At 74.1% G+C, this 24,800-nt stretch carries 22 protein-coding genes; 5 read left to right on the plus strand and 17 right to left on the minus strand.

The genetic code is table 11. The features are described 5' to 3' along the window. Nucleotides 1-159: 159 nt before the first annotated feature. The 9 genes from ACIQU6_RS29340 to ACIQU6_RS29380 form a co-directional block, all read right to left on the minus strand. Nucleotides 160-1,065, minus strand: coding sequence for a S1 family peptidase (locus ACIQU6_RS29340; RefSeq protein ID WP_403484708.1), 906 nt, complete (start codon nt 1,063-1,065; stop codon nt 160-162). Nucleotides 1,066-1,344: 279 nt separating this feature from the next. Further along, nucleotides 1,345-2,151, minus strand: coding sequence for a DUF1684 domain-containing protein (locus tag ACIQU6_RS29345; protein ID WP_403484709.1), 807 nt, complete (start codon nt 2,149-2,151; stop codon nt 1,345-1,347). A 1-nt stretch (nt 2,152) separates the two neighbouring features. After that, a complete protein-coding gene (locus ACIQU6_RS29350; protein ID WP_403484710.1) occupies nt 2,153-3,472 on the minus strand; it encodes an NtaA/DmoA family FMN-dependent monooxygenase in 1,320 nt (439 codons plus the stop codon). Further along, nucleotides 3,469-4,509, minus strand: a complete 1,041-nt coding sequence (locus ACIQU6_RS29355; protein WP_403484711.1) for an LLM class flavin-dependent oxidoreductase — start codon at nt 4,507-4,509, stop codon at nt 3,469-3,471. Before ACIQU6_RS29355 ends, ACIQU6_RS29350 begins: the two co-directional genes overlap by 4 nt. A 40-nt stretch (nt 4,510-4,549) precedes the next feature. Continuing rightward, nucleotides 4,550-5,518, minus strand: a complete 969-nt coding sequence (locus ACIQU6_RS29360; RefSeq protein WP_403484712.1) for an ABC transporter substrate-binding protein — start codon at nt 5,516-5,518, stop codon at nt 4,550-4,552. A 62-nt stretch (nt 5,519-5,580) separates the two neighbouring features. Continuing rightward, nucleotides 5,581-6,396: an amino acid ABC transporter ATP-binding protein gene (locus tag ACIQU6_RS29365; protein WP_403484713.1), complete on the minus strand. Its 816-nt coding sequence runs from the start codon at nt 6,394-6,396 to the stop codon at nt 5,581-5,583. Then, nucleotides 6,393-7,310: an amino acid ABC transporter permease gene (locus ACIQU6_RS29370; protein WP_403484714.1), complete on the minus strand. Its 918-nt coding sequence runs from the start codon at nt 7,308-7,310 to the stop codon at nt 6,393-6,395. The genes ACIQU6_RS29365 and ACIQU6_RS29370 overlap by 4 nt, the downstream gene beginning before the upstream one ends. Continuing rightward, on the minus strand, nt 7,294-9,198 hold the full coding sequence (locus ACIQU6_RS29375; protein WP_403484715.1) for an FAD/NAD(P)-binding protein: 1,905 nt from the start codon (nt 9,196-9,198) through the stop codon (nt 7,294-7,296). Before ACIQU6_RS29375 ends, ACIQU6_RS29370 begins: the two co-directional genes overlap by 17 nt. Beyond that, nucleotides 9,195-10,058 (minus strand): amino acid ABC transporter permease, encoded by an 864-nt coding sequence (locus ACIQU6_RS29380; RefSeq protein ID WP_403484716.1) that lies wholly within the window; start codon nt 10,056-10,058, stop codon nt 9,195-9,197. The genes ACIQU6_RS29375 and ACIQU6_RS29380 overlap by 4 nt, the downstream gene beginning before the upstream one ends. Nucleotides 10,059-10,561: 503 nt before the next feature. Here ACIQU6_RS29380 and ACIQU6_RS29385 point away from each other — a divergent pair. Both ACIQU6_RS29385 and ACIQU6_RS29390 read left to right on the plus strand, forming a co-directional pair. Then, a complete protein-coding gene (locus ACIQU6_RS29385) occupies nt 10,562-11,068 on the plus strand; it encodes a GNAT family N-acetyltransferase (protein ID WP_403484717.1) in 507 nt (168 codons plus the stop codon). Then, nucleotides 11,065-12,018, plus strand: a complete 954-nt coding sequence (locus tag ACIQU6_RS29390; RefSeq protein WP_403484718.1) for an ABC transporter substrate-binding protein — start codon at nt 11,065-11,067, stop codon at nt 12,016-12,018. Before ACIQU6_RS29385 ends, ACIQU6_RS29390 begins: the two co-directional genes overlap by 4 nt. Here ACIQU6_RS29390 and ACIQU6_RS29395 read toward each other — a convergent pair. Continuing rightward, nucleotides 11,996-13,366, minus strand: coding sequence for a nitrate- and nitrite sensing domain-containing protein (locus ACIQU6_RS29395; protein WP_403484719.1), 1,371 nt, complete (start codon nt 13,364-13,366; stop codon nt 11,996-11,998). The two genes, ACIQU6_RS29390 and ACIQU6_RS29395, sit on opposite strands and share 23 nt — an antisense overlap. A gap of 397 nt (nt 13,367-13,763) precedes the next feature. On the opposite strand from ACIQU6_RS29395, the gene ACIQU6_RS29400 reads away from it, so the two are divergent. Beyond that, complete coding sequence (locus ACIQU6_RS29400) at nt 13,764-14,213, plus strand: cell division protein SepF (protein ID WP_403484720.1); 450 nt, start codon at nt 13,764-13,766, stop codon at nt 14,211-14,213. A 75-nt stretch (nt 14,214-14,288) separates the two neighbouring features. On the opposite strand, the gene ACIQU6_RS29405 is transcribed toward ACIQU6_RS29400, so the two are convergent. Both ACIQU6_RS29405 and ACIQU6_RS29410 read right to left on the minus strand, forming a co-directional pair. Beyond that, the gene (locus tag ACIQU6_RS29405; protein WP_403484721.1) at nt 14,289-15,482 is read right to left on the minus strand and encodes an acyl-CoA dehydrogenase family protein; all 1,194 of its coding nucleotides are present in this window, start codon (nt 15,480-15,482) and stop codon (nt 14,289-14,291) included. 163 nt (nt 15,483-15,645) lie between these two features. Further along, nucleotides 15,646-17,298 carry an MFS transporter gene (locus tag ACIQU6_RS29410; protein ID WP_403484722.1) on the minus strand — a complete coding sequence of 551 codons (1,653 nt, stop codon included), beginning with the start codon at nt 17,296-17,298 and terminating at the stop codon, nt 15,646-15,648. A gap of 226 nt (nt 17,299-17,524) precedes the next feature. Between ACIQU6_RS29410 and ACIQU6_RS29415 the strand changes: the two genes are divergently transcribed. Together ACIQU6_RS29415 and ACIQU6_RS29420 are read left to right on the plus strand one after the other, a co-directional pair. Beyond that, nucleotides 17,525-18,718 carry a hypothetical protein gene (locus tag ACIQU6_RS29415; protein ID WP_403484723.1) on the plus strand — a complete coding sequence of 398 codons (1,194 nt, stop codon included), beginning with the start codon at nt 17,525-17,527 and terminating at the stop codon, nt 18,716-18,718. A 265-nt stretch (nt 18,719-18,983) separates the two neighbouring features. Further along, entirely contained in the window at nt 18,984-20,018 is a 1,035-nt protein-coding gene (locus ACIQU6_RS29420; protein ID WP_403484724.1) for a phosphatase PAP2 family protein, read from the plus strand. Nucleotides 20,019-20,147: 129 nt separating this feature from the next. On the opposite strand, the gene ACIQU6_RS29425 is transcribed toward ACIQU6_RS29420, so the two are convergent. From ACIQU6_RS29425 to ACIQU6_RS29445, 5 genes are all read right to left on the minus strand, one after another. Then, nucleotides 20,148-20,372 (minus strand): I78 family peptidase inhibitor, encoded by a 225-nt coding sequence (locus ACIQU6_RS29425; protein ID WP_403484725.1) that lies wholly within the window; start codon nt 20,370-20,372, stop codon nt 20,148-20,150. 597 nt (nt 20,373-20,969) lie between these two features. Beyond that, on the minus strand, nt 20,970-21,620 hold the full coding sequence (locus tag ACIQU6_RS29430; protein ID WP_403484726.1) for a MerR family DNA-binding transcriptional regulator: 651 nt from the start codon (nt 21,618-21,620) through the stop codon (nt 20,970-20,972). 45 nt (nt 21,621-21,665) lie between these two features. Continuing rightward, on the minus strand, nt 21,666-22,514 hold the full coding sequence (locus tag ACIQU6_RS29435; RefSeq protein ID WP_403484727.1) for a hypothetical protein: 849 nt from the start codon (nt 22,512-22,514) through the stop codon (nt 21,666-21,668). A gap of 83 nt (nt 22,515-22,597) precedes the next feature. Beyond that, nucleotides 22,598-23,869, minus strand: a complete 1,272-nt coding sequence (locus ACIQU6_RS29440; RefSeq protein WP_403484728.1) for a glycosyltransferase — start codon at nt 23,867-23,869, stop codon at nt 22,598-22,600. Nucleotides 23,870-24,076: 207 nt separating this feature from the next. Next, nucleotides 24,077-24,658, minus strand: a complete 582-nt coding sequence (locus tag ACIQU6_RS29445; RefSeq protein ID WP_403484729.1) for a transglycosylase family protein — start codon at nt 24,656-24,658, stop codon at nt 24,077-24,079. Nucleotides 24,659-24,800 lie beyond the last annotated feature (142 nt).

Consider the following 24,800-nt stretch of genomic DNA (forward strand, 5'->3'; position numbering starts at 1 on the left):
CGGGTTTCCGGACGTAAAGCGAAGCAGTCCGGAAACCCGCCCCCGGCACCCACCGACAACGAGGCGCCCCGCCCCACACACCCCTCCGCCGAAGGCGAAAGCACAGCACCCCGCACGGCGGGAGAGCCAACAACGTGGGGAGAGCCGACAACGTCGGAATTACGCGAGGCTCACGCCATACGCGCTCAGCGCCGTCGTGACCGGCTGAAAGAACGTCGTGCCGCCGCTGGTGCAGTTGCCGCTGCCGCCGGAGGTCAGGCCGAGCGCCGTGCTGCCCGCGTACAGGGGGCCGCCGCTGTCACCGGGCTCGGCGCAGACGGTGGTCTGGATCAGGCCGGAGACGATCTGGCCGTTGCCGTAGTTCACCGTGGCGTTCAGGCCGGTGACCTTGCCGCTGTGGACGCCGGTGGTGGAGCCGCGGCGGGTGACCGTCTGGCCGACCGTGGGGTTCCCGGCACTGGTGATGGTCTGGCCGCCGACCGCTCCGGGGTGCGCCACCGCGGTGTTGGTGTACTGCACGATGCCGTAGTCGTGGCCGGGGAAGCTGGAGCCGGTGGTGGGGCCGATGCTGGTGGCGTGCGAGGAGTCGGTGTACCAGGGCGGCTTGCCGTCGGTGCAGTGACCGGCCGTCAGGAAGTAATAGGTGCTGCCCTTGCGGACGTTGAAGCCGAGCGAGCAGCGCCAGCTCGGCGCGTAGATGGCGTCGCCGCCGGAGATCAGCTTGCGGATCGTGCCCGGGGTGCGCTCGATCCGGACGGCGTCGGCGTTGCTCCCGGCGGCCCGCCGGATCGTGGCGAGCTGGTCCTGGGAGACGGTGCGGTCCGCGGTGACGACGAGGGTGCGGGTCGTCGGGTCGACCCGCCAGGCGGTGCCCGCGACGTCCGCGGAGCGGACCGCGTCGCCCGCGGCGGTGAGCTGGGCCGCGCTGAACGTCCGTGCGGGAGCGGGGGTTTGGGCGGCGGCGTTCGGTACGGCGAGGGCGCCTAGGGCCACCAGTCCGGCGGTCGCGGCGATCAGCCGGCTGCGTCTTGCGCCGCTGCGGGGGGTCGTGCGCGCATTCCTCACTGATTCCTCCGAGGGGGATCGGGGGTCGCCAACGGGCGGCCCGTGAGGCGCAGTCGAGGAGCACGCGGGCGCACCGGAGGGAAGCCCCGCAGCCCATTTTTAACGTGCCCCTGACAAGCGCTTGACCGGATTTTGGGGGTCGCCGCCCCTGCGGCGCAAGAGGGCTGCCATGATCCCGTGCCCCTCGCACCACCCCGCCGGACGCCCCCAACACGCCGCCCCGGCCACCGAGTTGACGGCGACCGGGGCGGTGACGGCCCGTGCGGGGCGGCGTCCGGCTCAGCGGACGAGGATGTTCCGCTCCCCCGCTCGCAGCGCGAACGGCAGGGTGTTGCCGGGCGGCGGGAAGGGGCAGATGAAGTGGTCGGCGAAGGCGCAGGGCGGCAGCAGCGTCCGGTTGAGGTCGACCGGGACGGTGCCGTCGGCGGCCGGCGCGGGCGGCCGCAGGAAGCGGAAGCGGTAGCTGTCGGTGCCGCTGGTGGCGTCGGCCAGCACCGCCCACAGCGAGCCGTCCGGCTCCACCGCGACCTGGAGGGTGTGCTCGTCGCCGTCGAGGGTGAAGGCCAACTCCCCGCCCAGGACGAAGCCGCGCTCCTGCCCGTCGGCGTTGGGCACCTGGATGGTCCGCCGCTCCGCGTACGGGCGGAACAGGCCGGGCCGGACCCAGCGCGCGTCGTGCGGGTAGGCGTCGATGCCGTCGAAGGCCCGCCGGGTCGGGGCGTCTGGGTCGAAGTCGCGGACCGCCCACAGGCCCTCGCGGCGCAGCACCACCAGGCGGCGCGCGCCGCGGGCCACCCGGGCGGCCGCGGGCCCGGCGTCCGCGTCGAGCCGGAACTCGCCGGCGGCCGGGGCGCCGTCCACGGTGAGCCCGTCCTCCGGCGTGGCCACGAGGACGACCGCGGCCCCGTCGGCGGCGACCGTCCAGCGGCCCGGCAACCCCTCGATCCGGCCCTCGGGGTGGTCGGCGAGCCAGTGGGTGCCGGCGAGCGCGAGCGGTCCGTAGGGTCCGCTGACCGCGGCCCGGCGCCCCTCGCGCCACTCCTGCCACTCCTGGACGGCGTCCGGCGGGGTCGTGCTGCTGGTCATCTCAGTCCTTCCTTACGGGGCGCGCCGGATCCGGCAGCCCCAAGTGCGAGCGCAGGGTGGTCCCGGTGTATTCCGTGCGGTACGCGCCGCGCTCCTGGAGCAGCGGGACGACCCGCTCCACGAACGGGTCGAGGCCGCCGGGTGTGAGGTGCGGCACGAGGATGAAACCGTCGGCGGCGTCGCCCTGCACGAACGCGTCCATCGCGCGGGCCACGTCCTGGGGCGTGCCGACGAACGACTGCCGCCCGGTGGTCTCGATCACGGTCTCCCGGATGGAGAGCCCCTTGGCGCGGGAGAGCGCCCGCCACCGGTCGGCGACCGCCCGCGGGTCGGCGATCCGCACCCGCCCCCGGGCCAGCTCGCCGTGCGGGTCCGGGTCGACGTCCGGCAGCGGCCCGTCGGGGTCGTAGGAGGACAGGTCCACGCCCCAGACCTGCTCCAGTGTGAGCAGTGCGGTCTGCGGGGAGACCTGCTGGCGGCGGATCTCGGCGGCGTGCTCCTGGGCCTCGGCCGGGGTGTCGCCGAGGACGTAGGTGACCCCCGGCATGATCTTCAGGTCCGCCGGCCGCCGCCCGTACGCCGGGAGCCGGCGCTTGACGTCCGCGTAGAAGGCGCGGCCGGCCTCCAACCCGCTGTGCCGGGTGAAGATCACGTCGGCGGCGGAGGCGGCGAACTCCCGTCCCTCCGGGGAGTCCCCGGCCTGGATGACGACCGGGTGCCCCTGCGGGCCGCGCGGGACGCCGAACGCGCCGCGGACGGTGAAGTGCGCCCCGCGGTGATCCACCGGCAGCGGCTCCCCGGCGTCGGACCGGGAGTCCCAGAACTCCCGTGCGGTGGCGAGGAACTCGGCGGCGCGGGTGTAGCGGTCGGCCCGGTCCAGGAAGCCGCCGCGCCGGAAGTTCTCCCCGGTGAAGGCGTCGGAGGTGGTGACCACGTTCCAGGCGGCCCGGCCGCCGCTGAGGTGGTCCAACGAGGCGAGCCGGCGGGCCAGTTCGTAGGGCTCGTTGAAGGTGGCACTGACCGTGCCGGCCAGGCCCAGCCGCTCGGTGACCGCGGCCAGGGCGGCCAGCACGGTGAGCGACTCAGGCCGGCCGAGCACGTCGAGGTCGTGGATGCGGCCCTTGTGCTCGCGCAGCCGCAGCCCCTCGGCCAGGAAGAAGAAGTCGAACAGGCCGCGCTCCGCGGTGCGCGCCAGATGCTCGAAGGAGGCGAAGTCGATCTGGCTGCCGGACCGCTCGTCGGCCCAGACCGTGGTGTTGTTGACGCCGGGGAAGTGCGCGGCGAGGTGGATCTGCTTGCGGGGGCCGGCGGTTGGGCTCATCGGACGGCCTCCCGGGCGGGCGCGTAGACGCTGGCGGGGCGCGGCAGTCCGAGGTGGTCGCGCAGGGTGGCGCCCTCGTAGGAGCGGCGGAACAGGCCGCGCTCCCGCAGGGTCGGGACGGTGCCCGCCACGATCCGGGGCAGGTCGCGGGCGGGGTCGGCGGGGCGCAGGTGGAAGCCGTCGGCGGCCCCTTGGGCGAACCAGTCGCCGAGCAGGTCGGCGAGGCCGGCGGCGTCGGCCGGGGACTCCAACTCGACCGACAGCGAGGCCAGTACCCGCAGCGCGCCGGGGTCGCGGCCGTGCGCCCGGGCCCGGTCGCGCAGGGCCGCGCGGGCGGCGCCGGCGGTCCCCGGGTCCTCGGCCCGGACCAGCACCACGTCGGCGCGGGCGGCGGCCACCGCCCAGCGGGCCCGCTCCGCGTGGCCGGCGTCGGGGGCGTCCGCGACCTCGACGACGGTCACCGGGCGGCCCTGCGGCGGCCGGGGGACGATGGACGGCCCGCGGACGGTGAAGGTGCGGCCGGTGAAGTCGACGTGGTGCAGCCGGTCGCGGTCGACGAAGCGGCCGGTGGCCCGGTCGCGGATCTCCGCGTCGTCCTCCCAGCTGTCCCACAGCCGCGCCACCACGTCGGCGACCTCGTCGGCCTCCGACCAGACCTCGGCGGCCGGCGCGGCCGGGCGCCGGCCGACGAGCGCGGCCTCGGCCTCGCCGGTGGACGCCGCCACCGTCCAGCCGGCCCGGCCACGGCTGACCCAGTCCAACGTGGCGACGCCGGTGGAGACGTGGAACGGCTCGGTGTGGGTGGTGGTCACCGTGGCGACCAGGCCGAGGCGTTCGGTGGCCGGCGCGACCCGGGCGAGCACCGAGAGCGCGTCCGGTCCGGGGCCGCCGAAGCGGTCGCCGAGGGTGACGAAGTCCAGGGTGCCGCGCTCGGCGAGCCGGGCCAGGGCGAGGTAGGGCGCGGCGTCGGACGGGGGCGGGGCCTGCGGGGCGTCCAGGGCGACGGCCAGCCGCAGCGGGTGGGGCGGGAGGGGCATGGGGTGGGCCTTCCTGTGCGTAACGGCCGGGTCCGAAGGGTCAGTTGGCGGTCCGGGGCAGGCCGGGCGGGTTGATCCGGGAGTGCGGCACTGCCTCGCCGGACAGCCCCCAGCGGGCCAGGACCTTGGCGTAACGGCCGTCGTCGATGACCTTGTTCAGGGCGGCGGCGTACGCCGTGGCCAGGCCGCTGCCCTTGTGGGTGGTGGCGGCGATCTCGCCCTTGAGGTGGGCGCCGCCGCCGGAGAAGGTGCCGGCGATCTCGGTCTGGCCGGCGGTGGCGACGTGGTACGCGGCGGTCGGGTCGGGGCCGAAGTAGCCGTCGATCCGGCCCGATTGGAGCGCGAGGTAGACGTCGGTGGGCTTCTGGAAGTACTTGATGTCCACCGGCTTGCGGCCGGCCTTCTCGTCCGCCCTGCTCCAGTCGAGGAGGATCTTCTCCTGGTTGGTGCCGGAGCTGACCGCGATCGGCTTCCCCGCCACATCCGCGGCGCCGCGGACGCGCCACCCGCTGCCCTTCTTGGCCTCCATGGCCAACTGGTCCAGCCGGTAGGTGGCGAAGTCGTACTTGTCCTTGCGCTCCTCGGTGACCGTGACGTTGCTGAAGACCGCGTCCAACGTGCCGCTGTCCAGACCGACGAAGAGGTTCTCCCAGGACAGCGGCTCGAAGCGGGGGGCCAGGCCGAGGGTGTCGGCGACCAGCGTGGCGAGGTCCTCCTCGACGCCGATCAGGGTCTTGTCGTCGGTGGCGTAGAAGCTGAGCGGGGGGATGCCGCCGGCGTCCACGCCGATCCGCAGTTCGCCGGTGCCCCGGACCCGGGCGGGCACCAGCGCGGCGCTCCTGGGGTCCTTGATGCCGCGGACGCGGTGCTGGTCGGGGCCGATGTTGAGCTTCGGGCCGCCGTTGCCGGTGCCGACCGCCGCGTCCGCCGTGTCGCCGGTGCCGCAGGCGGTGAGCAGGACGGAGCCCGCGGCGAGGGCGAGGACGGCGGCGAGCGTGCGGCGGATCACGGGAGGTCTCCTTCGGAGCGGTACGGGTGGTGCTGCGGGGGCGGCGGACGCCGCGGTCACGGTCACAGGACCTTGGAGAGGAAGGCCCGGGTGCGCGCGTGGCGCGGGCGGTCGAGCACCTGGTCGGGCGGGCCCTGCTCGACGATCCGCCCGCCGTCCATGAAGACGACGGTGTCGGCGACCTCCCGGGCGAAGCCCATCTCATGGGTGACGACGACCATGGTGGTGCCCTGGTGCGCCAAGTCCCGGATGACGTCCAGGACTTCGCCGACCAGCTCGGGGTCGAGGGCCGAGGTCGGCTCGTCGAAGAGCAGCAGCTTGGGTTCGAGGGCCAGCGCCCGGGCGATGGCGACCCGCTGCTGCTGGCCGCCGGAGAGCTGCCTGGGGTAGGCGGCGGCCTTCTCCGCCAACCCGACCCGGGCCAGCAGCCGGCCGGCGGCGGCCTCGGCCTCCTTGCGCGGGCGGCGCTGCACCGCGATCGGGGCCTCGACGAGGTTCTCCAGCACCGTCAGGTGCGGGAAGAGGTTGAAGTTCTGGAAGACGAAGCCGATGCCGGTGCGCTGCTTGAGGATCTCCCGCTCGCGCAGCTCGTACAGCTTCTCGCCCACCCGTCGCCCGCCACCGCCCCTGCCGGTGGCCCTTCGGGCCGCAGGTTTCCCTTCTCTCCGGTATCCCACCAGCGCCCCGTCCACGCTGATCCAGCCGCTGTCGACCTTCTCCAGGTGGTTGATGGTGCGCAGCAGCGTGGACTTGCCCGAGCCGGACGGCCCGAGCACCACCGTCACCTCCCCGGCCGCGACCGTGAGGTCGATGCCGCGCAACACCTCGGTGGGCCCGAAGCTCTTGTGAACGGAACGGACTTCGACCATGGCGTTCATCGCGCGGCCCCCTTGGCGTAGTGGCGTTCGACGTAGTGCTGGAGGACGGAGAGCACGGTGGTGAGGAGGATGTACCAGGCGGTGGCGACCATCAGCAGGGGCACCACCTGGCCGTTCCGTCCGTAGATGACCTGGACCTGGTAGAAGAGTTCGCCGATCGCCATCACAGAGACGATCGAGGTGCCCTTGAAGAGGGAGATCACCTCGTTGCTGGCGTTCGGCAGGATCGAGCGCATCGCCTGCGGCAGCACGATCCGGCGCAGTCGGCGCAGCCGTGGGATGCCGAGCGCGGCGGCCGCCTCCAACTGGCCGCCGTCCACGGACGTGACGCCGGCCCGGACGATCTCGGCGGCGTACGCGGCCTGGTGCAGCGCCAGCCCGAGCACCGCCGCGCCCATCGCGCCGACCAGCCCCATGGTGTCGAGGTGGAAGAGGCCCGGGCCGAACGGGATGCCGAAGTCCAGCCGCTTGTAGAGGTAGGCGAGGTTGAACCAGAACAGCAGTTGGACGATGAGCGGGATGGAGCGGAAGGCCCAGATGTAGCCGAACGCCACCCAGCGCAGGAACGGGCTGGCCGACAGCCGCATCAGCGCCAGCACCAGACCGAGGGCGAAGCCGAGGGCGGTGCCGTAGACGGTCAGTTGGAGGGTGACCCAGACCGCCCGCAGGATCGTCTCGCTCGCGAAGAACCGGGCGAACACCCCCCATTGCCAGGCCGGGTTGGTGATCAGGCCGTGCGCGAACTGGGCGAGCAGTACGGCGGTCACCGCCACCCCCACCCAGCGCCAGGGGTGGCGCACCGGGACGACTCGCAGGGCCGTCGGGTCGTCCGCGCCCGGTGGCCCGGCGCGCCGCGGTACCGGTTCGTCGGCCGGGGCGGCCTCGGTGACGGCGGGTTCACTGGTCAGCGGCATCGGCAGTCCTCGGGGTGGGTGCGGGGACCGGGACCGGTGCGGCGACGCGGTCGCGGAGGAAGGTGAGCAGGGCCCGCGCGCTCGCGTCGTTCTGCCGGAAGGCGGGGGCGTTGGTGCGGGGGCGGGTGAACGCCCCGCCGGCGCGGGCGTCGGTGTGCGGGCCGAGCGCGAAGCGGCGGGGGTGCGGGCGGCCGGACCGGTCCAGCACCCGGCCGTCGACGGGGTCGACGGCCAGCAGCCCGCCGGCAGTTGACCGAGCGCCGTCGGCGCCCAGCGCGCGCAGCAGCCCGTCCCGGGTGCCGGCCACGGTCGGCTCCGGCAGTCGCGCCTCGACCAGCGCGCGGGCCCGCGTCCAGTGGCCCGGCACGGTGGCGGACCCGGCGCGGAACACTCCGCGGTCCTCGTCGGCGGTGACGGTGAGGTCGGCGCCGAGGAACCGCACCACGCCGGCCCGGGAGAGCGCCAGCAGTTGCCGCAGCCGGGGGCCGGGCGGCCCGGAGGCGAGGAAGCTGAAGAAGCCGTGCCACCAGGGCCCGTGGTCGCCCAGCCTCGGCAACTGGCCGTAGACGGACAGCAGGGCGAGGAAGACCGCCAGGTCGGGGCTGTGCGCCGGGTCGTGGCGGCGCGCCAGGTCGGCCTCGATGTGGGCGCGCAGCCCGACCTGGAGGGCGGCGCCGTCGGGGTGGCGGATGCCGTCCAACGGGCGGTCCAGCGCGGCCAGGTCCAGCCGGTCGGCCGGGTCGGGGACGGCGGCCGAGACCAGGGCCTGGAGGGCGGCGCTGCCGGGCTCGGCGACCGCGTACTTCTCCTCGAAGTCCGGCCAGGCCATCAGGGCGCGCTCGGGGTGCGCGGCGAACAGCCGGTGGTAGTGGGCGAACCCCAACTCCTTGTCGATCAGCGGCCAGACGTCCCGCTGGAAGTCGAACCCGCCGGGGCGGGCGAGCAGCGCGTCGACCTCGGCCGGGCCGAAGAACCGCGGCAGCGGCGGCAGGTCGCCGGACGGCCCGTAGCCGATCTTGGAGTGGTAGGGGACGCCCCGCCGGGACCCGACGTGCAGCACCGGCTCGCGCCCCGAGGGGTGGTAGGTCAACTCCCCGTCGGCGTCGGTGGTGTACGTCCCGCCGCGCCCCTCGGTCAGCAGCACCATCAGGTCGACGAAGGCCAGCCCGAAGCCCCGCACCAGCACCGGCTCGGCGGGCCGCAGCGCGTCGAGGTCGCTGTCGGCGGTGAAGGCCGGCGGCAGGTACACCAGCCCGTGCCGGTCCGCGAAGTGCGCCAACCGCCGTTCCTCGTCCGTCGGTTGGGCTTCCAGGTGGCCCAGGGTGAGCACCACCAGGTCGGCGGGGAGCGGGGCGGACCGGCCGGCCAGCCAGACCTGTTGGCGCCCGTCGCGGGGGCCGGTGACGCGCAGCGCGGCCCGCCGGTGCTCGTGCACGGCGACCCGGGGCGGCAGCGCGGCCACCGCCTCCTCGTGGACCCAGCGGAGGTAGCCGCTCTGCAGCCGCCGGCCGGCGAAGTCCCGCGGGCCGAGCGCCGCCAGGTCGTCGGCGAGGTCCGGCGGGGCGGCGACCTCACCGTCCCGTACGGCGCGGGCCCACTGCGCGAGCGAGGGCCCCGGCCGCACCGGCCCGGCCAGCTCCACGGTCTCGTCGGTGAACATGGTGACGTCCTCGGCCATGGAGTTCATCCACAGCAGCGGGGACTGCTCCCGGCGCCAGATCCGGCCGCCGCCGGGCGGGTGCGGATCGACCAGGTGCACGTCCAGGGGCGCATCGCCGTACAACTCGGGGGCGTTGGCGGCGATCCGCTCCAGCACCCCGGTGCCCCGCGGCCCGGCGCCCACGATCACCACGGACGGCCGGTCCCGGCCCGGTGCGGTCGCGCTCATCGGGCACCGGCCGTCCCGCGGGCGTAGTGCCGCTCGACGTAGAACTGGCCGACGTTGAGGACCGAGGTGACCAGGACGTACCAGAGGGTCGCCACCAGCAGCAGCGGGATGACCTGGTAGGTGCGGTGGTATACCAACTGGGTCGAGTACAGCAGGTCGTTGACGGCGATCACGCTGACGATGGAGGTGCCCTTGAGGGTGCCGATCAGCATGTTCCCGGCCGGCGGCACGATCGACCGCATCGCCTGCGGCAGCACGATCCGGCGCAGCCGCCGCCAGGCGCCCAGCCCCAGCGCCTGCGCGGCCTCCCACTGCCCCCGGTCGACGGCGAGGATGCCGCCGCGGACCACCTCCGCGGCGTACGCGGCCTCGTGCAGGGTGAGCCCGATGACCGCGACGGCGACCGGCGAGAGCAGGTCGACGGTCCTGACGCCGAGGACGACCGGGTAGAGCGCCCCGACGTTGAACCAGAACAGCAACTGCACCAGGATCGGCGTCGACCGGAACAGCCAGACGTAGCCCCAACCGACGCCGCGCAGCACGGGGTTGGCGGACAGTCGTCCCGCCGCGAGCAGGGTGCCGAGGGCGAAGCCCAGCACCATCACCACGACGGTCAGCCAGAACGTCAGCCCCAGGCCGCGCAGCACGGCGGAGGTCAGGAAGTAGTCGGCGACCACGTCCCACTGGAAGGCGGGGTTGCGGGCGACGGAGAAGAGGGCCAGCGCCAGCAGGGCGAGCAGCACGGCGGCGGCCGTCCACTGCCCGGTGCGGCGGCGCGGCACGATGCGCGCGGCGGCGGGGGACGGTTCGCCCGGCGGCGCCGCGGGCACGGCGGGGGCGTCGAGGGTGTCGGAAGGCATGCGAAGGCTCCGTGGACGCATCGATCGAGCACGGGAGCCGAGCGCCTTCACACGGGAAGAGACTTCACACAGGAGAGTGCGGGCCGCGCCCCTCAGCACGACCGGCACTTGAGGCTATGGGGTGAACACGGCCGCTTGTCAAGGGCGTTGGGTGGAGCGTCTCGGACTGTGAGCGATGGATCACGTCACGGTTGACGCGGAAACGGATGCCTGTTCCACTTAGCCCCATGCATCCATGGCAGCGGCTGGTCACCCGTGACCACATCGACTTCGGTCGCGTGTGGTCGTCCTCCTGTTGAGCTGACCCCCTGCCCCCGCGGCCCGCTGCCGATCGGCCGGGCCCCTTCGCGGTCTCCTCCTCCCCCGCCGCGCGCCTTCGCACCGCTTCACACACCGCGCCGCCGTCCGGCGCACCCCCTCCCCTCGCCCTACCCTCGTTCGCTCCCCCTGCATCCGGCGCGCCCGCCCCGTCGAGCGCCGCCACTGGCCACGGAGACGCCCCGATGACCGCCGCGCCCCGGCCGCCCCGTGCGGCCTGTCTGACGATCCGTCACACCACCGTCACCGACCCGCTCGCCCGCCCGCTGCTGGCCGAGCTGACCCACGAATACCGCACCCGCTACGGCCACCCCGTCGACCTGGACCGGGAGTACCCGCCGGCGGAGTTCGGCCCGCCCGGCGGCGCGTTCCTGCTGCTCCTGGAGGACGGCGCCCCGGTCGCCGGCGGCGCCTACCGCCGCTACGACGCGAGCACCGCCGAGCTCAAGCGCATCTGGACGCACTCCGCGCACCGCCGCCGCGGCCTGGCCCGACGCGTCCTGACCGCCCTGGAGGAGCACGCCGCCGACCGCGGCTACACCCGGCTCTACCTCACCACCGGCCCCCGCCAGCCCGAGGCCAGGAACCTCTATCTCGCGGCGCGTTACCGCCCGTTGTTCGACCTGACCGCCGACCCGGAGTCGATCGGCCCGCTGCCGTTCGAGAAACATCTGGAGACCCCGCGCCCATGACCCCCACCCGCCTCCCCGCCGCCGCGCGGCGCACCGCCGCGCTGCTGGTCACCGCGGCCCTGACGGTCACCGGCTGCGCCTACGGCCGGGCGGTCACCGGCGCCCGGGACGCCGGACCGGCCGCCGCGCGCGCCGCGGTGCCCACCGCGGACGTGGTCGCCGGCGAGCGCAGGGACCCGGTGGCCGCCGCGCTGCTGTCCGCCGCCGTCCGCGCCCGCGGCACCCTCACCCTGGCCGCCAGCGTCGGCACCCCGCCCAGCTCCACCTACCTGCCCGACGGCACGACGGTGGTCGGCCAGGACATCGACGTGGCGAACGCGGTCGGCAAGGTCCTCGGCCTCAGGCTCACCCGGGAGGTGGCCAGCTTCGAGGCGATCCTGCCGGCGCTGGACAGCGGCAAGTACGACGTGGGCACCGGCAACTTCGGCGTCACCGACGACCGTCGCAGGACCCTCGACTTCGTCACCTACGTCAACGACGGCCAGGGCTTCGCGGTCCGCGGGGACAGCCCGCTCGCCAAGGTCACCTCGCTCACCCAGCTCTGCGGGCTGACCGTGGCCACCGGCGCCGGCACCACCTTCGAGTCGACGCTCGAACAGAACAGGCCGAAGTGCGCCGAGGCCGGCAAGCGCCCCTACGACGTCAGGACCTACGCCGAGCAGGGCGCCCTGTGGCTCTCCCTCCAACAGGGCCGCAGCGACGTGGTGATGAGCACCATCAACGGGCTCCGCTACGCCGTCACACAACAGCCGGGCCTGCGCTTCCTCAACGAGTTCAAGCGCCTGGACGTCGGCTTCGCCTTCAAGAAGGGCACCCCGCTGGCGCCCGCCTTCCAGGCCGCGGTCAACCACCTGGTGAAGGACGGCACCTACGCTCGCATCCTGGCGAAGTGGGGCACCACCCCCTCGGCCCTGACGACCTCCCGGATCAGCCCGCCGGAGAAGCACTGATCCGGGTGGGCGGCGCCCCGCGCCGCCGCACAGAGGGGCACGGGGTCCCGAGGTTGACCAGCGACTCGGTGGCGTTGCGGCGCAGCACGGCCTGCTCGGTGGCCAGGTCGTAGGCGACCTTCTGCACCTGGTCGAAGGCGTCGGCGAGCTCCTGTACCTCGGCGCCCGCACCGCGCGGCAGGTCCAGCGGCCGCGGCGGCTCCGGCGTGCCGGACCCGTTCTGGACGCGGGCCACGGCGGCCGGCAGCCGCTCGCCGGCGACCTCCCGGGCCTGCCGGGTCAGCGAGCCCAGCGGCCCGGAGACCGAGCGGGCGGCGCCGACCGCGAGCGCGCCGAGGGCGAGCACCGATCCGGCGGCGAGCGCCGCGAACAGCGCCAGGGTGCGGGCGGCGTCGTCCTCCAGCGCGCCCGCCCGGTCGTTGATGTCCCGGCCGAGGGCGATCTGGACGGTGCGCAGCTCGTTGATGGTGGCGGTGGCGGAGTTGTACCAGGCGGTCGGCGGGACCTTGTCGGCGCCCGGCAGCACGCCCCGCCCGGCCACGATCAACTTCTCGTAGCCGAACAGCTCCCGGGCCGACGGCGTCGCCAACGCGGCCGTCACCAGGCGCTGTTGGCCGGGGGTGGCCCACTCCGGGAGCTCCGCGAGCGAGGCCAGCCGCCCGGACCGGGTGGTCATGAAGCGGGTGTAGTCGTCGCCGATGAACCGCCCGGTGTGCAGCGAGCCGAGCACGATGGCGCGCTCCTGCCCGACGAACTCCTTGGCGGTGCCGACCACCTTCAGCGCCTGGTAGTCGGCCCGCAGTTGGGCGTCGCGGACCTCGACGAGCCCGGTGTCGATGCGGTCGAGCGCGACGTTGGTGCCGGTGAAGTAGTCGTAGGTCCGCTCGACGTCGCCGGTCCCGCGGTCCGCGGCCTGCCGGATGCCTTGGAGGGCGTCGACCCGGGTCAGCCCGTGGCGCACGGCATCGGCGGCGCTGTCCTGACGGCCCGCGAGCTCCCGGCGCACCGCGGCCAGCGCCCGGTCGGTCAACGTGCGCTGGGCCACCATCCGGTCGTGGAACTGGCCGATCCCGCCCACGTATCCGGTGGTCAGGCCGCGCTCCTTCTGGTGCTCGTGGAGGAAGCCCTGGAGCGCGTCGGAGAGGTGGGCGTCGGCGGCGGTGGTGCTGGCGTTGCGGTAGTCGCCGATCTGTCGCGCCGCGGAGTAGCCGAGGAGCGCCAGGAGTATCACCAGCGCCACCGCCAGGATGCGGATCAGCTTGGCGCGGATCGTACGGGGCACCACGACCGTCGCCGTGAACGCCCTGCGGAGGCGCGACAGGCGCTCCGCCTCGATCGGTGTAGTCACGTGCTGAACTTTCGGAGAGTCTATGGAGGAGAGATGACGGTTTCTGCTCCCGTGCCAACGACGCCCCAAGAGGTCGGTCACCCGATGATCGGGCTATCGGATGTGCCGTTGCCAAGACCGCGGACATATGCCCTGGTCCCCATGCCGAACGTACTCGGAAGTCGAATCCGATCCGTCGCGTCAACTTGTCGACATCACCGAGCCGGTGCACCTACCGTGATGCCCTTCGTACTGTCAGTTCACCGCCAGGGCACGCGACCTGACGGCGCACCACCCTCTTTGCACCAGATATGTCACGAACCCCCCGTGCGGCGGCTATCCGCTTGGCACACCCTCGCCCTCATGGACGACGATAGGGCGGACGGAACGCACACGCCGCGGGTGAGAGGAGGCGTCAATGGGATCGGTACGCAAGGCGAGCGCCTGGCTTGGCCTCGTCGACGACAACGATGACGAGCGCTACTACGACGATGACTACGCCGAGGGACCCGAGTCCGCCGACTCGGGCGGCAACCCCTGGGTGACCGACCCCCGGGTCCGGGTCGCCGACGAGGCCGCCCAGGACCAGGGCACCCGCATCGCCACGATCTCCCCGGCCTCGTTCCGGGACGCCCGCGGCATCGGCGAACTCTTCCGGGACGGCGTGCCGGTGATCGTCAACCTCACGGCCATGGAGTCGGCCGACGCCAAGCGGGTGGTGGACTTCGCGGCCGGCCTGACCTTCGGTCTGCGCGGCTCCATCGAGCGGGTCGCCACCCGGGTGTTCCTGCTGACCCCCGCCGACTACAAGGTGGTCACGGGCGAGGCCCGCACCCACCGCAACGGCGGCTTCTTCAACCAGAGTTGAGCCGACCCCGGCCGCCCGCCCCGGCGGGGCCCGACGGGCCCGACCGGCGCGGCGGTCGGCGCGGGGCCGCGCCCCTCACCGGAAGGCGTCGAGTCCGGTCAGGGCCTTGCCCAGCACCAGTTGGTGCATCTCCGCGGTGCCCTCGTAGGTGAGCACCGACTCCAGGTTGGTGGCGTGCCGCATGACGGGGTACTCCAGCGAGATCCCGTTGGCGCCGAGGATCGTCCGCGCGGTGCGACAGATCTCGATCGCCTCGCGGACGTTGTTGAGCTTGCCGAAGCTGATCTGCTCCGGCCGCAGGACCCGGGCGTCGAACCGCCGCCCCAAGTGGTGCGCGAGCAGCACCCCCTTGTGGAGCTCCAGCGCCATGTCGGCCAGTTTGGCCTGGGTGAGTTGGAAGCCGCCGATGGGCCGGCCGAACTGCTCGCGGGTGCGCGCGTAGTCGAGCGCCGCCGTGAAGCAGGTGCGGGCGGCCCCCATCGCGCCCCAGACGATCCCGTAGCGGGCCTCGCCCAGGCACCGCAGCGGCGCGCCCAGCCCCTTGGCGTCCGGCAGCACCGCCTCGGCGGGCAGCCGCACCTCGTCCAGGACCAGTTCGCTGGTGACCGAGGCGCGCAGCGACCACTTGTGCCTGATCTCGGGGGCGGCGAAGCCGGGGCTGTCGGTGGGGACGACGAAGCCGCGGATGCCGTCCTCGGTCCGGGCCCAGACCACCGCGACGCCGGCCACCGACCCGTTGGTGATCCACATCTTGCGCCCGGTCAACACCCAGTCGGTGCCGTCGCGCCTGGCGTGGGTGCGCATGGCCGCCGGGTCGGAGCCGTGGTCCGGCTCGGTCAGTCCGAAGCAGCCGATGACCTCGCCGGCGGCCATCCGCGGCAGCCACTGCCGCTTCTGCTCCTCCGAACCGAACCGCCAGATCGCGTACATGGCGAGCGACCCCTGGACGGAGACCAGCGAGCGGATGCCGGAGTCGGCGGCCTCCAACTCCAGGCAGGCCAGCCCGTACTGGACGTGCGAGGCGCCGGCGCAGCCGTAGCCGGTCAGGGACATCCCCAGGGCACCGATCCCGCCCAGCTCGCGGGCGAGTTCGCGGATGCCGGGGAGTTCGCCGCGCTCGTACCAGTCGGCGACGTGCGGCAGGACGCGGTCGGCGGCCCACTGGCGGACGGTGGCGCGGACCGCGCGGTCCTCGTCGGTGAGCAGGTCGTCCAGGCCCAGAGGGTCGTCGGGGTCGAACGGCGGAAGCGGGGACGGCGTTGCGGACATGGCGGCCTCCGGCGGGTTCAGCGCTCGCGCGAAAAACTAGCAGTGGTAGTTACGCGGGTCCGACGGTACGGTCCCCGACACCGCGCGGGCAAGGGTCACCGCCGCGCCGCCAGCCCGGAAGACGACACGGGGCCGGCCCGACGGATCGGACCGGCCCCACCGCTCAACGGCCGCTGCTCGCGGCGGCCCGCGCCCCCTCGCACCCGGCGGACGCCGCGCACTCCTCGGGCACCGCCATGGCGCCCTCCTCGGCGGTCCGGTCCGCGGACTCCGCGGCCCGGCGCGGCAGTCGCAGCGCGATCCCGGCGCCGACCAACAGCAGCACCGCACTGGCGACGAGGGTGACCCGCAGGCCGTGGACGAAGGAGTCGCGGGCGGCCACCCGGAGCGCCGCCTTGGCCTGCTCCCCCAGCCCGCCGGCGACCTTGTACGCCTCGCCGAGCGAGTGCGCGGCCGATCGGGAGGCCGCCTTGGAGACCCCGGAGACGTGGTCCAGCCCCGGCGCGTAGGCGGCGTTCATCACGCTGCCGAGCAGTGCCACGCCGATCCCGGCGCCGAGTTGGTAGGCGGTCTCGCCGAGGGCCGCCGCGCCGCCCGCCTGCGCGGCCGGGGCCTCGCTCAGCATCGACTCGTACGCCCCGAACAGCGTGGCCTGGAAGCCGAATCCGAGCAGCACGAAGCCGAGCGAGAGCTGCCAGAAGCGGTCCTGAGTGCCCATCGCGGTCAGCGTCAACACCGCGGTCGCGGTCAGCGCGAAGCCGCCCGCGACCATCACCCGCGGGCCGAGCGCCTGCAGCAGCTTGGAGCCGGTGAGGCCGGCGGCCATCGCGGAGAACACCAGCGGCAGCATCCGCAGCCCGGTCGCCAGCGGGCTGAGCCCCAGCACGAGTTGGAGGTACTGGACGGCGATCAGCTGCAACCCGACGAGGGCGAGCATGGCCAGCACGATGCAGCCGATGGAGGTGCCGAACGCCGGGCGGGCGAAGAGCCGCATGTCGATCAGCGGGTGCGCGCGGCGGTGTTGCCGACGGACGAAGACCACCAACAGCACGACGCCGAGCAGGATCGGCAACAGCGTGGTCACCCCGAACACCGGGGCGCCGCTGCCCAGTCGCTTCACCCCGAAGACGATGCCCACCACGCCGAGCGCCGCGACCACCGCGCCGATCAGGTCCCAGGGCCCGTTGCGCTCGCCCCGGGACTCCGGCAGCAGCCAACGCCCTATCAGGAACATCGCCGCCATCATCGGGATGTTGATCAGGAAGACCGAGCCCCACCAGAAGTTCTCGACTAGGAATCCGCCGAGCACCGGGCCGACCGCGGCACCGACCGCGGCCACCGCGCTCCACACCCCGATCGCGACCGCCCGCTCCCGCCGGTCGGGGAAGACCTGCCGCAGGATCGACAGCGTCGCCGGCATGATCATGGCGCCGCCGATGCCGAGCAGCGCCCGGGCCGCCATCAGGACCTGCGGATTGGGCGCGAGCGCGGCGACGGCCGAGGCGGCGGCGAAGAGCCCGTAACCGAGCAGCAGGATGCGGCGACGGCCGACGCGGTCGCCGAGCGTGCCGAAGAGGATCAGCAGCGAGGCCGCCATCAACGGATAGATGTCGACGATCCACAGCAGCTCGACCGGTCCTGGCCGCAGGTCCTCGGTGATGGACGGCACCGCCACATAGAGGATGGTGGTGTCCAGCGCGACGAAGAGCAGACTGACGCAGAGCACGGTCAGCACGGTCCAGCGGTTCGCGCCACCACCTGTGTACCGGGGAACAGCACCCGCCCGCCCCCTGCCGGACGCGGTCGTCCCTGACATCCAGTACCTCCTGTCATGCGCTCGCCGTGCTGCGCTCGCGGCCGCGGTCCAGGGCGCGACGACGCGCCGGCGGAACCGGCGGCACGGGCGAGTTGAGACGTCAGACTACGCGAGTCCCTCCACGGCCCGCGTGGCCCACCTCACGGTGAGACGCTCGTCGCAGCCTTGACGTTGCCCCGGACCGACCCCATCGGGTGCCCCCGACATCACCTGGATAATCGTCCGGATGAACGATCTCGCCTCCACCGCCGCACCCGGCCGGGCCCTGTGCCCACCCGCCGTCCGTGCCGCGCTGCGCCGCGCCGTCCCCGGCCTCACGGCCTTCGCGGCGATCCGGCTGCTGGGCCTGGCCGTACTGATGGTCTGGTCGGCGGCGAACGGCAAGAGCTGGCACACCCTGCTGACCGCCCGCTGGGACTCCCTCTGGTACACCCGGGTCGCCGAGCAGGGCTACGGCTACGCCGTCCATCTCGCCAACGGCGACGTCCACTCCAACCTGGCGTTCTTCCCGTTGCTGCCCTGGCTGGAGCGGGGCGTCTCGGCACTCACCCCGCTCTCCGCGGCGGACGCCGGGATGGCGGTGGCCTGGCTGTCGTCGCTGGCCGCGGCCTGGGCGCTGTACGCCACCGGGGAGCGGCTGCACGGCCCCCGGGCCGGGGTGCTGCTGGCCGCGCTGTGGGCCGCGCTGCCGGTCGGGATCGTCCAGTCGATGGCGTACTCGGAGTCGCTGTTCACCGCGCTCGCGGCCTGGGGCGTCTACTGCGTGCTCACCGGGCGCTGGGTGTGGGCGGGCGCGCTGGCGTCACTGGCCGGACTGACCCGGCCGATCGGCGCCGCGGTGGTCGCCGCCGTGTGGATCACCGCGGCGGTGACGGTCGCCAACGAGCGGGCCGGCGGGACCCGATGGCGCGCCCTGCTCCGCGGCCGGCACCGCCGGATGCTGCTCGGCGTCGCGCTGGCCCCCCTCGGCTGGTGCGGCTACGTCCTGTGGGTCGCCGCCCGACAGGGCTCGCTCGCCGGCTACCTGGACGTCCAGGCCGGCTGGCACAACGGCTTCGACGGTGGCATCGCCTTCGGCACCTTCGTCTGGCACCAGTTGACCGGGCCCGCGTTCGCCGCCGGCCTCGGCCTGCTGATCGGCGTGGCCCTGGTGATCTGGCTGTACGTGCACGGGGTGCGGAAGGGCCAGCCGCTGCCGCTGGCGGTCTACGGCGGGCTGGTACTGCTGATCGCGCTCACCGCCAAGGGCTACTTCGGGTCGAAGCCGCGGCTGATGATGCCGGCCTTCCCGCTGCTGCTACCCCTCGCGACCGGCCTGGCCCGGTGGCGTCCCGTCCGGTCGTGGCTGGTCATCGGCGTCGTGGCGGTCGGCTCCGCGCTCTACGGCGCCTTCTGGCTCAACGGCTCGGGCCCGCCGTGACCGGAAGATCCCGCTCCGTAATCGCCGCCCCGAAGAAAACACGCCGCGACACCCGTGCGAATGACGGATAAACTCCGCCGCCGAAAAACAGATAAGCGCCTATGCGAGCGACACCCGGTTGGCCGGAAGGGAATCAGATAGCCGGGTAATTCTCTTCGAAATCCCGGGAAGCCGGCCCGGATTGAGACCCATTCCACATCACATCGTCATTACAAAGCGCACGGTTTGACCAAGCGCATACATCACACGCGGTAACGTCGTTTGAGTGCGTACCGATGACAAGCTCGACCAGATGGAGGAGCACCTCCCGACCGATCGCGTCAAACCGCCGCGCATGACCCGGACCCGCCTGTGGCTGCTCTGGGGCACGCTGGCGGTGTATGCGGCGATCGTCGCGGGGGTGCTCGCCAACACCTCCCTGGTCACCATCGACTGGCAGTTGATGTTCTTCCGGCCGTACAAGCAGTGGCCGGAGTACCACGCCTTCCTCGACTACTTCGTCGTGCTGGGGCAGCGCGGTCCGACGGCGCTGGCGGTGGCGGCGTGGCTGGGCTGGCGCTGCTGGCGGCAGCGCAACCTCCACCCGCTGCTGGTGCTCGGCGCCTCGCTGCTGCTGCTGAACATCACCGTCGGCGCCGCCAAGCTGGGGATGGGCCGCCTCGGCCCGCACTACGCGACGGTGGTCGGCTCCAACGAGATGTGGCTCGGCGGCGACATATTCCCCTCCGGCCACACGGCCAACGCCGTGGTCACCTGGGGCGTGCTGGCCTACCTCGCCACCACCTCGCTGCGCCGCCGCATCCTGTCGGTGATCGCCGCGCTGGGCGCGCTGGGCGTCGGCATGACCACCGTCTACCTCGGTACGCACTGGGTCAGCGACGTCATGCTGGGCTGGGCCGCGGGCCTGCTGGTGCTGCTGGCGATGCCGTGGCTGGAGCCCGGCATCACCTGGGTCGAGGACCGGCTGATGGGCATCCTGCTCCGGCTGTGGCTGCGGCTGCGCCCGGACTCGCTGCGCGGCCCGCTGCCGGCCGGCGTGCTGGCGCCCGAGGTCTCCCGGCAGCGGATCGCCGCGGACGGCGACGTCCTGGTGCGCGAGGCGGTCGGTGCGACCACCGGGAGCCGCGCCGCCCATGCCCCCGAGGGCTGGCCGCACCACCCGCCGCGCCCGCACACCTCGCGCGCCGAGCGCAGCCCGGTCACCCCGGCCGGATCCCGTCGGCCGCCGCACGCGGACCGCTTCCCGCGCGGCACCACCCCGTTCGGCCCGACCCCCGGCCGCCCCCGCAACGGCGGCTGACCCCCGCGGCGCGGACCCGGTACGCACCCCGCCCGCCCGCACGAAGGCCCCGGCCGCTCCGTCCAGGAGCGACCGGGGCCTTCGTCGTGTTGCTGCCGGCCGGGCCGCGGGCGCCGCGCCGACGGGCCGTCAGCCCTGCCAGGCGCGCGCCACCGCCCCGTCCTTGACCTCGAAGTTGATCCGGCCGACGAGGTACTCCATGGTCAGCATCGCGCCCGGCGGGACCGCCCGGACGGTGGACCACCCCCGGGCCCGGGCCAGCTCCTCGGCGGCCTCTCGGTCGAGGCCGACGTACGCCTCGGGGTCGTCCTGCACATCGGGGGTCTCGCCGGGAAGGTTCGGTTCGGGTGCCATGTCAGCCACCGTAGGCTCCCGCGGAGGCGCGCGGAAGGCCCGCCCCCGCGTCCCGCCACGACTTCCCGCCCGGCCATTGGTCACGCTTCTGTCACAGCGAACCCCCCTCCGATTGACCGGGCGGCGCTTCCCGTTACCCGCCGTACAGCACCGCGAACGGGCCCAAAACAAAGCGGCCGGAATTCCCCCTTGATCAGCAACGGAAGGGTGTGCCGGCGTATCGGACAACGCCGGGCAGCCCACCGGAATTAATCGCGCAACACCCCGGGATTCCCCTTACCCGACGTCCTTTTCCGGCCGCCCCCGAATTGACCAACGAGACACATTCCACACACATTTCGCGCACATCGCCCGAGAGCGCCCGGCCGACCTCCCGCCAACTCCCGCCCGCCTTCGGCACCACGGACCCGCGCGGGCACGCGGGGTCCCCGAGCCACCGGACCCCTCGGGGCCCACGGCAGCAGCCAACGCCGCTTGGCCCGCGCGCCGTTCAGTCGCCCGCGCAGGAGCCCGCTCAGGCTCCCGTTCCCCGGGCGTCGCCGAGGGCCGCGACCAGCCAGTCATGGGCGGCTCCCGTCGGCGGGGCCGTCGCGTCGGTCACCTCGGCGACGTGCCGCCGGTACGCCCGCAGCCGCGGGACGGCGTCCGGCGGCCAGATCCACGCCGGCGAGCGCGTACGCCTCGGCCAGGCCCGTGGAGAGCGCCACCGGGTCGGTCGCGCCCGGCAGGGCGTCGGCCGCGCGCACCCGGCGGCAGCGCGGGCACCGCGGCGTCGACGACGGCGGTGCGCAGCGCGGCCGTCGGCGCGCGGGGCAGTTGGCGGTGCCGGCAGCGCACCAGGGCGTCGCCGGTGGGCGGTTGCGGCAGGCCGCCGAGCAGCCGCAGCGGCTCCGGACGGCGGTCGTCGGCGGCGGCGGTGAGGGCGCGCGGGGCGGCCTCCCGCCAGCGCACCGCGGTGAGCTGCCCGCCGACGGTGGCCGGTTGGGCGGCCAGGGCCCGCTCCAGGGAGCCGTCGTCGGCGAGCGCCCCGGCCATCGCGGCCAGCGGCATCCCGACGGCGCGCAGGTCCCGGATCCGGTGCGGCCGGTCCACGGCGTCCGCCCCGTGACGACGGTGCCCGCCGGCGCCGCGGCCGGCCTCCGGCAGCAGCCCGGCGTCCGCGTAGTGCCGCACGGCCCGGACCGCCACCCCCGCGCGCCGGGCCAACTCCCCGACCCACAACGCCACTTGGTCCGTCTCCCGTGCCATGGGCCCGCCCTGGGGCCCGTCCGGCGGCTCAGGGGCGGAGCAGCCCTACTCCGGCTCGTTCGGACCGCTGACCCGTACGGCCAGGTCGTTGTCGAGCGTGTAGTACGGGCCGATCCGGAGCTCGCCGCCCGGTGCCGGCACCGGGCGCGTCGGGTAGCTGAACACCTGCTCCTTCTCCGGGACGTCGTCCAGGAGGCGGGCGATCCGGACCGGCGGGGCGCCCTCCGCCGGGCGCAGCCACAGGTCCCAGGGCTCGCTGCCGTGCCGCCAGTGGGCGACCAGCTCCGCGTACGGGAGGGTGAAGCGGAAGAGCGGTCCCTCTTCGACCAACGGGACGGCGACGACCGGGGCCGGACCGGGCCGGCGGGGCCGGGCCTCGGCCTGGGCGCCGGCCGTCGGACTCGCCCCGTACAGGCGGCCGATGACGGTGATGCCCTCGGGGGCGACGAGGATGTCGCCGGCCTCCGCGTGCGGCCCGCGCAGCCAACTGCGCAGCGCGAGGTTGCCCAGCTTGGTGGCGTAGGGGATGCGCACGCCGAGCCGGCCGATGCCGGCCAGCGGGCGGCGGTCCACCAGGGACCGCAGGTCGTTGACGCCGGGCAGCAGCCGGCGCGGGTCGGCGCCGTCGCCGAGGTCGGCGTAGGCGTGCCAACGGCCCTCGGCCAGCGCGACGGTGCTGGGCAGCACGGCGCGCAGCCGGCCGGGCCCGTTCGGCCCGAGCGGCAGCCGCACCTCGTCGTCGGCCGCGGTCTCGACGGTGCCGGGGTCGGCCGCGCGCAGCCGCAGCACCAGGGCCGCGCTCCAGGATGTCCCGGCGTCCTGCGGGACGTTCAGGTCGAAGGTGAGGCCGCCCGCGGAGTCCGCGATGCAGTCGGCCTTCAGGTCCACGGGCACCGGCGCCCCTCCTCCCGTCGCCGCGGTACGCCGCGGGCGCTTCGCCGCTCCGGGCCCGGTCACGGGTGACTGCGTCGGGGAGTTCATGCCGTCCGCACCCCTCTCACCGCGGCGCGGGCCGCGTGCGCGGCGGCGTACTTGGTGGCGTAGGCGCCCCCGATGAGGGTCCCCCGGGCGCGGTGCAGGGAGCCGCGCAGCCCGCTGCCGCGGCGCCGGGCGATCAGCTCGGCGAAGAGCGCGGCGTGCCGCTCGGCGACCTCCGCCGGATCGAAGCGGGCGGACGAGGCGAGCGCGGCGGCGCCCATCCGCGTCCGGGCGGCGTCGTCGCCGATCAGCTCCAGCAGCGCGGCGGCCAGCGCGGCGGGTTGCCCGACCGGCACCACCCGGCCGGTGGTCCCGTCCGCGACGATCTCGCCCGGCCCGTAGGGGCAGTCGGTGGCGATGGCCGGCAGCCCACAGCGCATCGCCTCGGCCAGCGCCGTCCCGAGCGGTTCCCGGCCGGAGGAGTCCACGGCGAGCGCGCCCTTGGCCCACTCGCTCTCCAACGGGCCGGCCGGGCCCATGAGGAAGACGTGGTTGTAGAGACCGAGTTCGTCGATCAGGGCGCGCAGCGCGGGCTTCTCGGGCCCGCCGCCGTAGATCCGCAGCCGCCAGTCCGGGCGTCGGGCGACCACCGCGGCGAACGCCCGGACGAGCACGTCGAAGCGCTTGGTGCGGGTCAGCCCGCCGGCGGCCATCACCCATCGGCCGGTGCCGTCGGCCGGCGCCAGCCGCGGTGCGGGGACCGCGCGGGGCACCGCGCTGACGGTCACCCCGGGCAGCCGCAAGCGGCGCAGATGGGCCCGGGCGTCCGCCTCCGTGGCGGTGACCAGCCCGTCCAGCCGCGGATAGGCGCCGCGCAGCGCCAGCCGCAACTCCCGGCTGTGCGCGGCCAGACAGAGCGGTTCCTGACCGACCCGGAGCGGCCCCCGGCGGGTCTGCCGGGCGACGTGCACGGTCAGGCCGGGCCGGGTACCGACCACCACGTCGGCCTCGGTCCGCCGCAGGTACTGGGCGATCCGTTGGTCGGTGAGCTCGCTGTACTGGCGGGAGGCGGGCTCGGCGGTCGGGAACACCTTGGCGGGCCGGGCGTGCGCCGGCGCCATCCGGTCGCCGGACCGGCCGTGCTCCCGGAGGTCCACCAGGTGCCGGAGCGCCACCTTGGGGCCGAGGTCGAGCGCCGGGGCGTCGCGGTGTCTCAGGACGGAGACGATCTCGACGTCGTGCCGTTCGGCGAGCGCGTCCGCCAGGCTGAAGGTCGCCCGCACCGTCTCCCCGCTGCCGTAGGCGTGGTGAATCAGGAATGAGATGTGCATCCGTCCCCGTATCCCCTGGTCCCTCGCTCGTCCTGGTCCCCCCGCTTCCCGGACGTCCGCCCTACGGGCGTCCGGTGTCCGGCTGTTGAAGGGTAAGACTGCGAAGTGGCCTTCGGGGTTGGGGGTATTGGCCAAGTCGTGCCGAAATAGTTAGGGCATCGGTATGACGGTGCGGGAACTCTCGCGGGGGCGGCGCCGGCGCGCAGGTCAGCGCAGCTTCAGCCGGACGCCGACCGACAGGTCGTCCGGGTACTCCCCGACGGCGTCCCGGTTGGCCTCGTACAGTCCGTGCCAGCCGCCCTTGACGTGGTGGCGGCGCGCGATCTTGGAGAGGGTGTCACCGCGCTGGACGGCGTAGACCCGGTCGCCGAGCAGGCCGTAACGCCGGGCGCACGTGGGCCAGGCGCCCCAACCCTGGTCGGCCTGGACCCGCTTGGCGATCTCGATCTGCTCGTCCCGGGTGGCGAGATCGGCGCGCCGGGCGTACTTGAGGCCGCCGTACCTCTCCCAGGTGGGCTGCCAGAACTGCAGGCCCCCGTAATAGCTGTTGCCGGTGTTGATGTGCCAGTCACCGCTGCTCTCACACTCGGCGAGGCAGCCCCAGGGCCACTGGTCGTCGGCGCAGGCGTACGACGGCCGGCCGCCGTCCCCACCGCCGTCGTCGTCGCCGCCCGGCGCCCCGTCGGCGACCGCGCCGCCGGGCAGGCACAGGAGCAGGGCTGCGGCCGCCGCGACGAGCAACCCGACGGATTCCACGCGGCGCCGCGGCGCCGAAGAGTTGTCCGACATAGCCGGTGACGGTAGGCAGCGGTCCGCCGGGCCCCCGCGCGCCGCGCCCTCGCGGGGTCCGACCGCACCCCGTCCGGTGTACAAAACGCGGCCACCTGCGCCGTGTTCTGCGCAGAAATTGGCGGTGCGTGACCGGCCGGAT

Source organism: Streptomyces sp. NPDC090442, from assembly GCF_044769405.1.
Classification (GTDB): Bacteria; Actinomycetota; Actinomycetes; order Streptomycetales; family Streptomycetaceae; genus Streptomyces.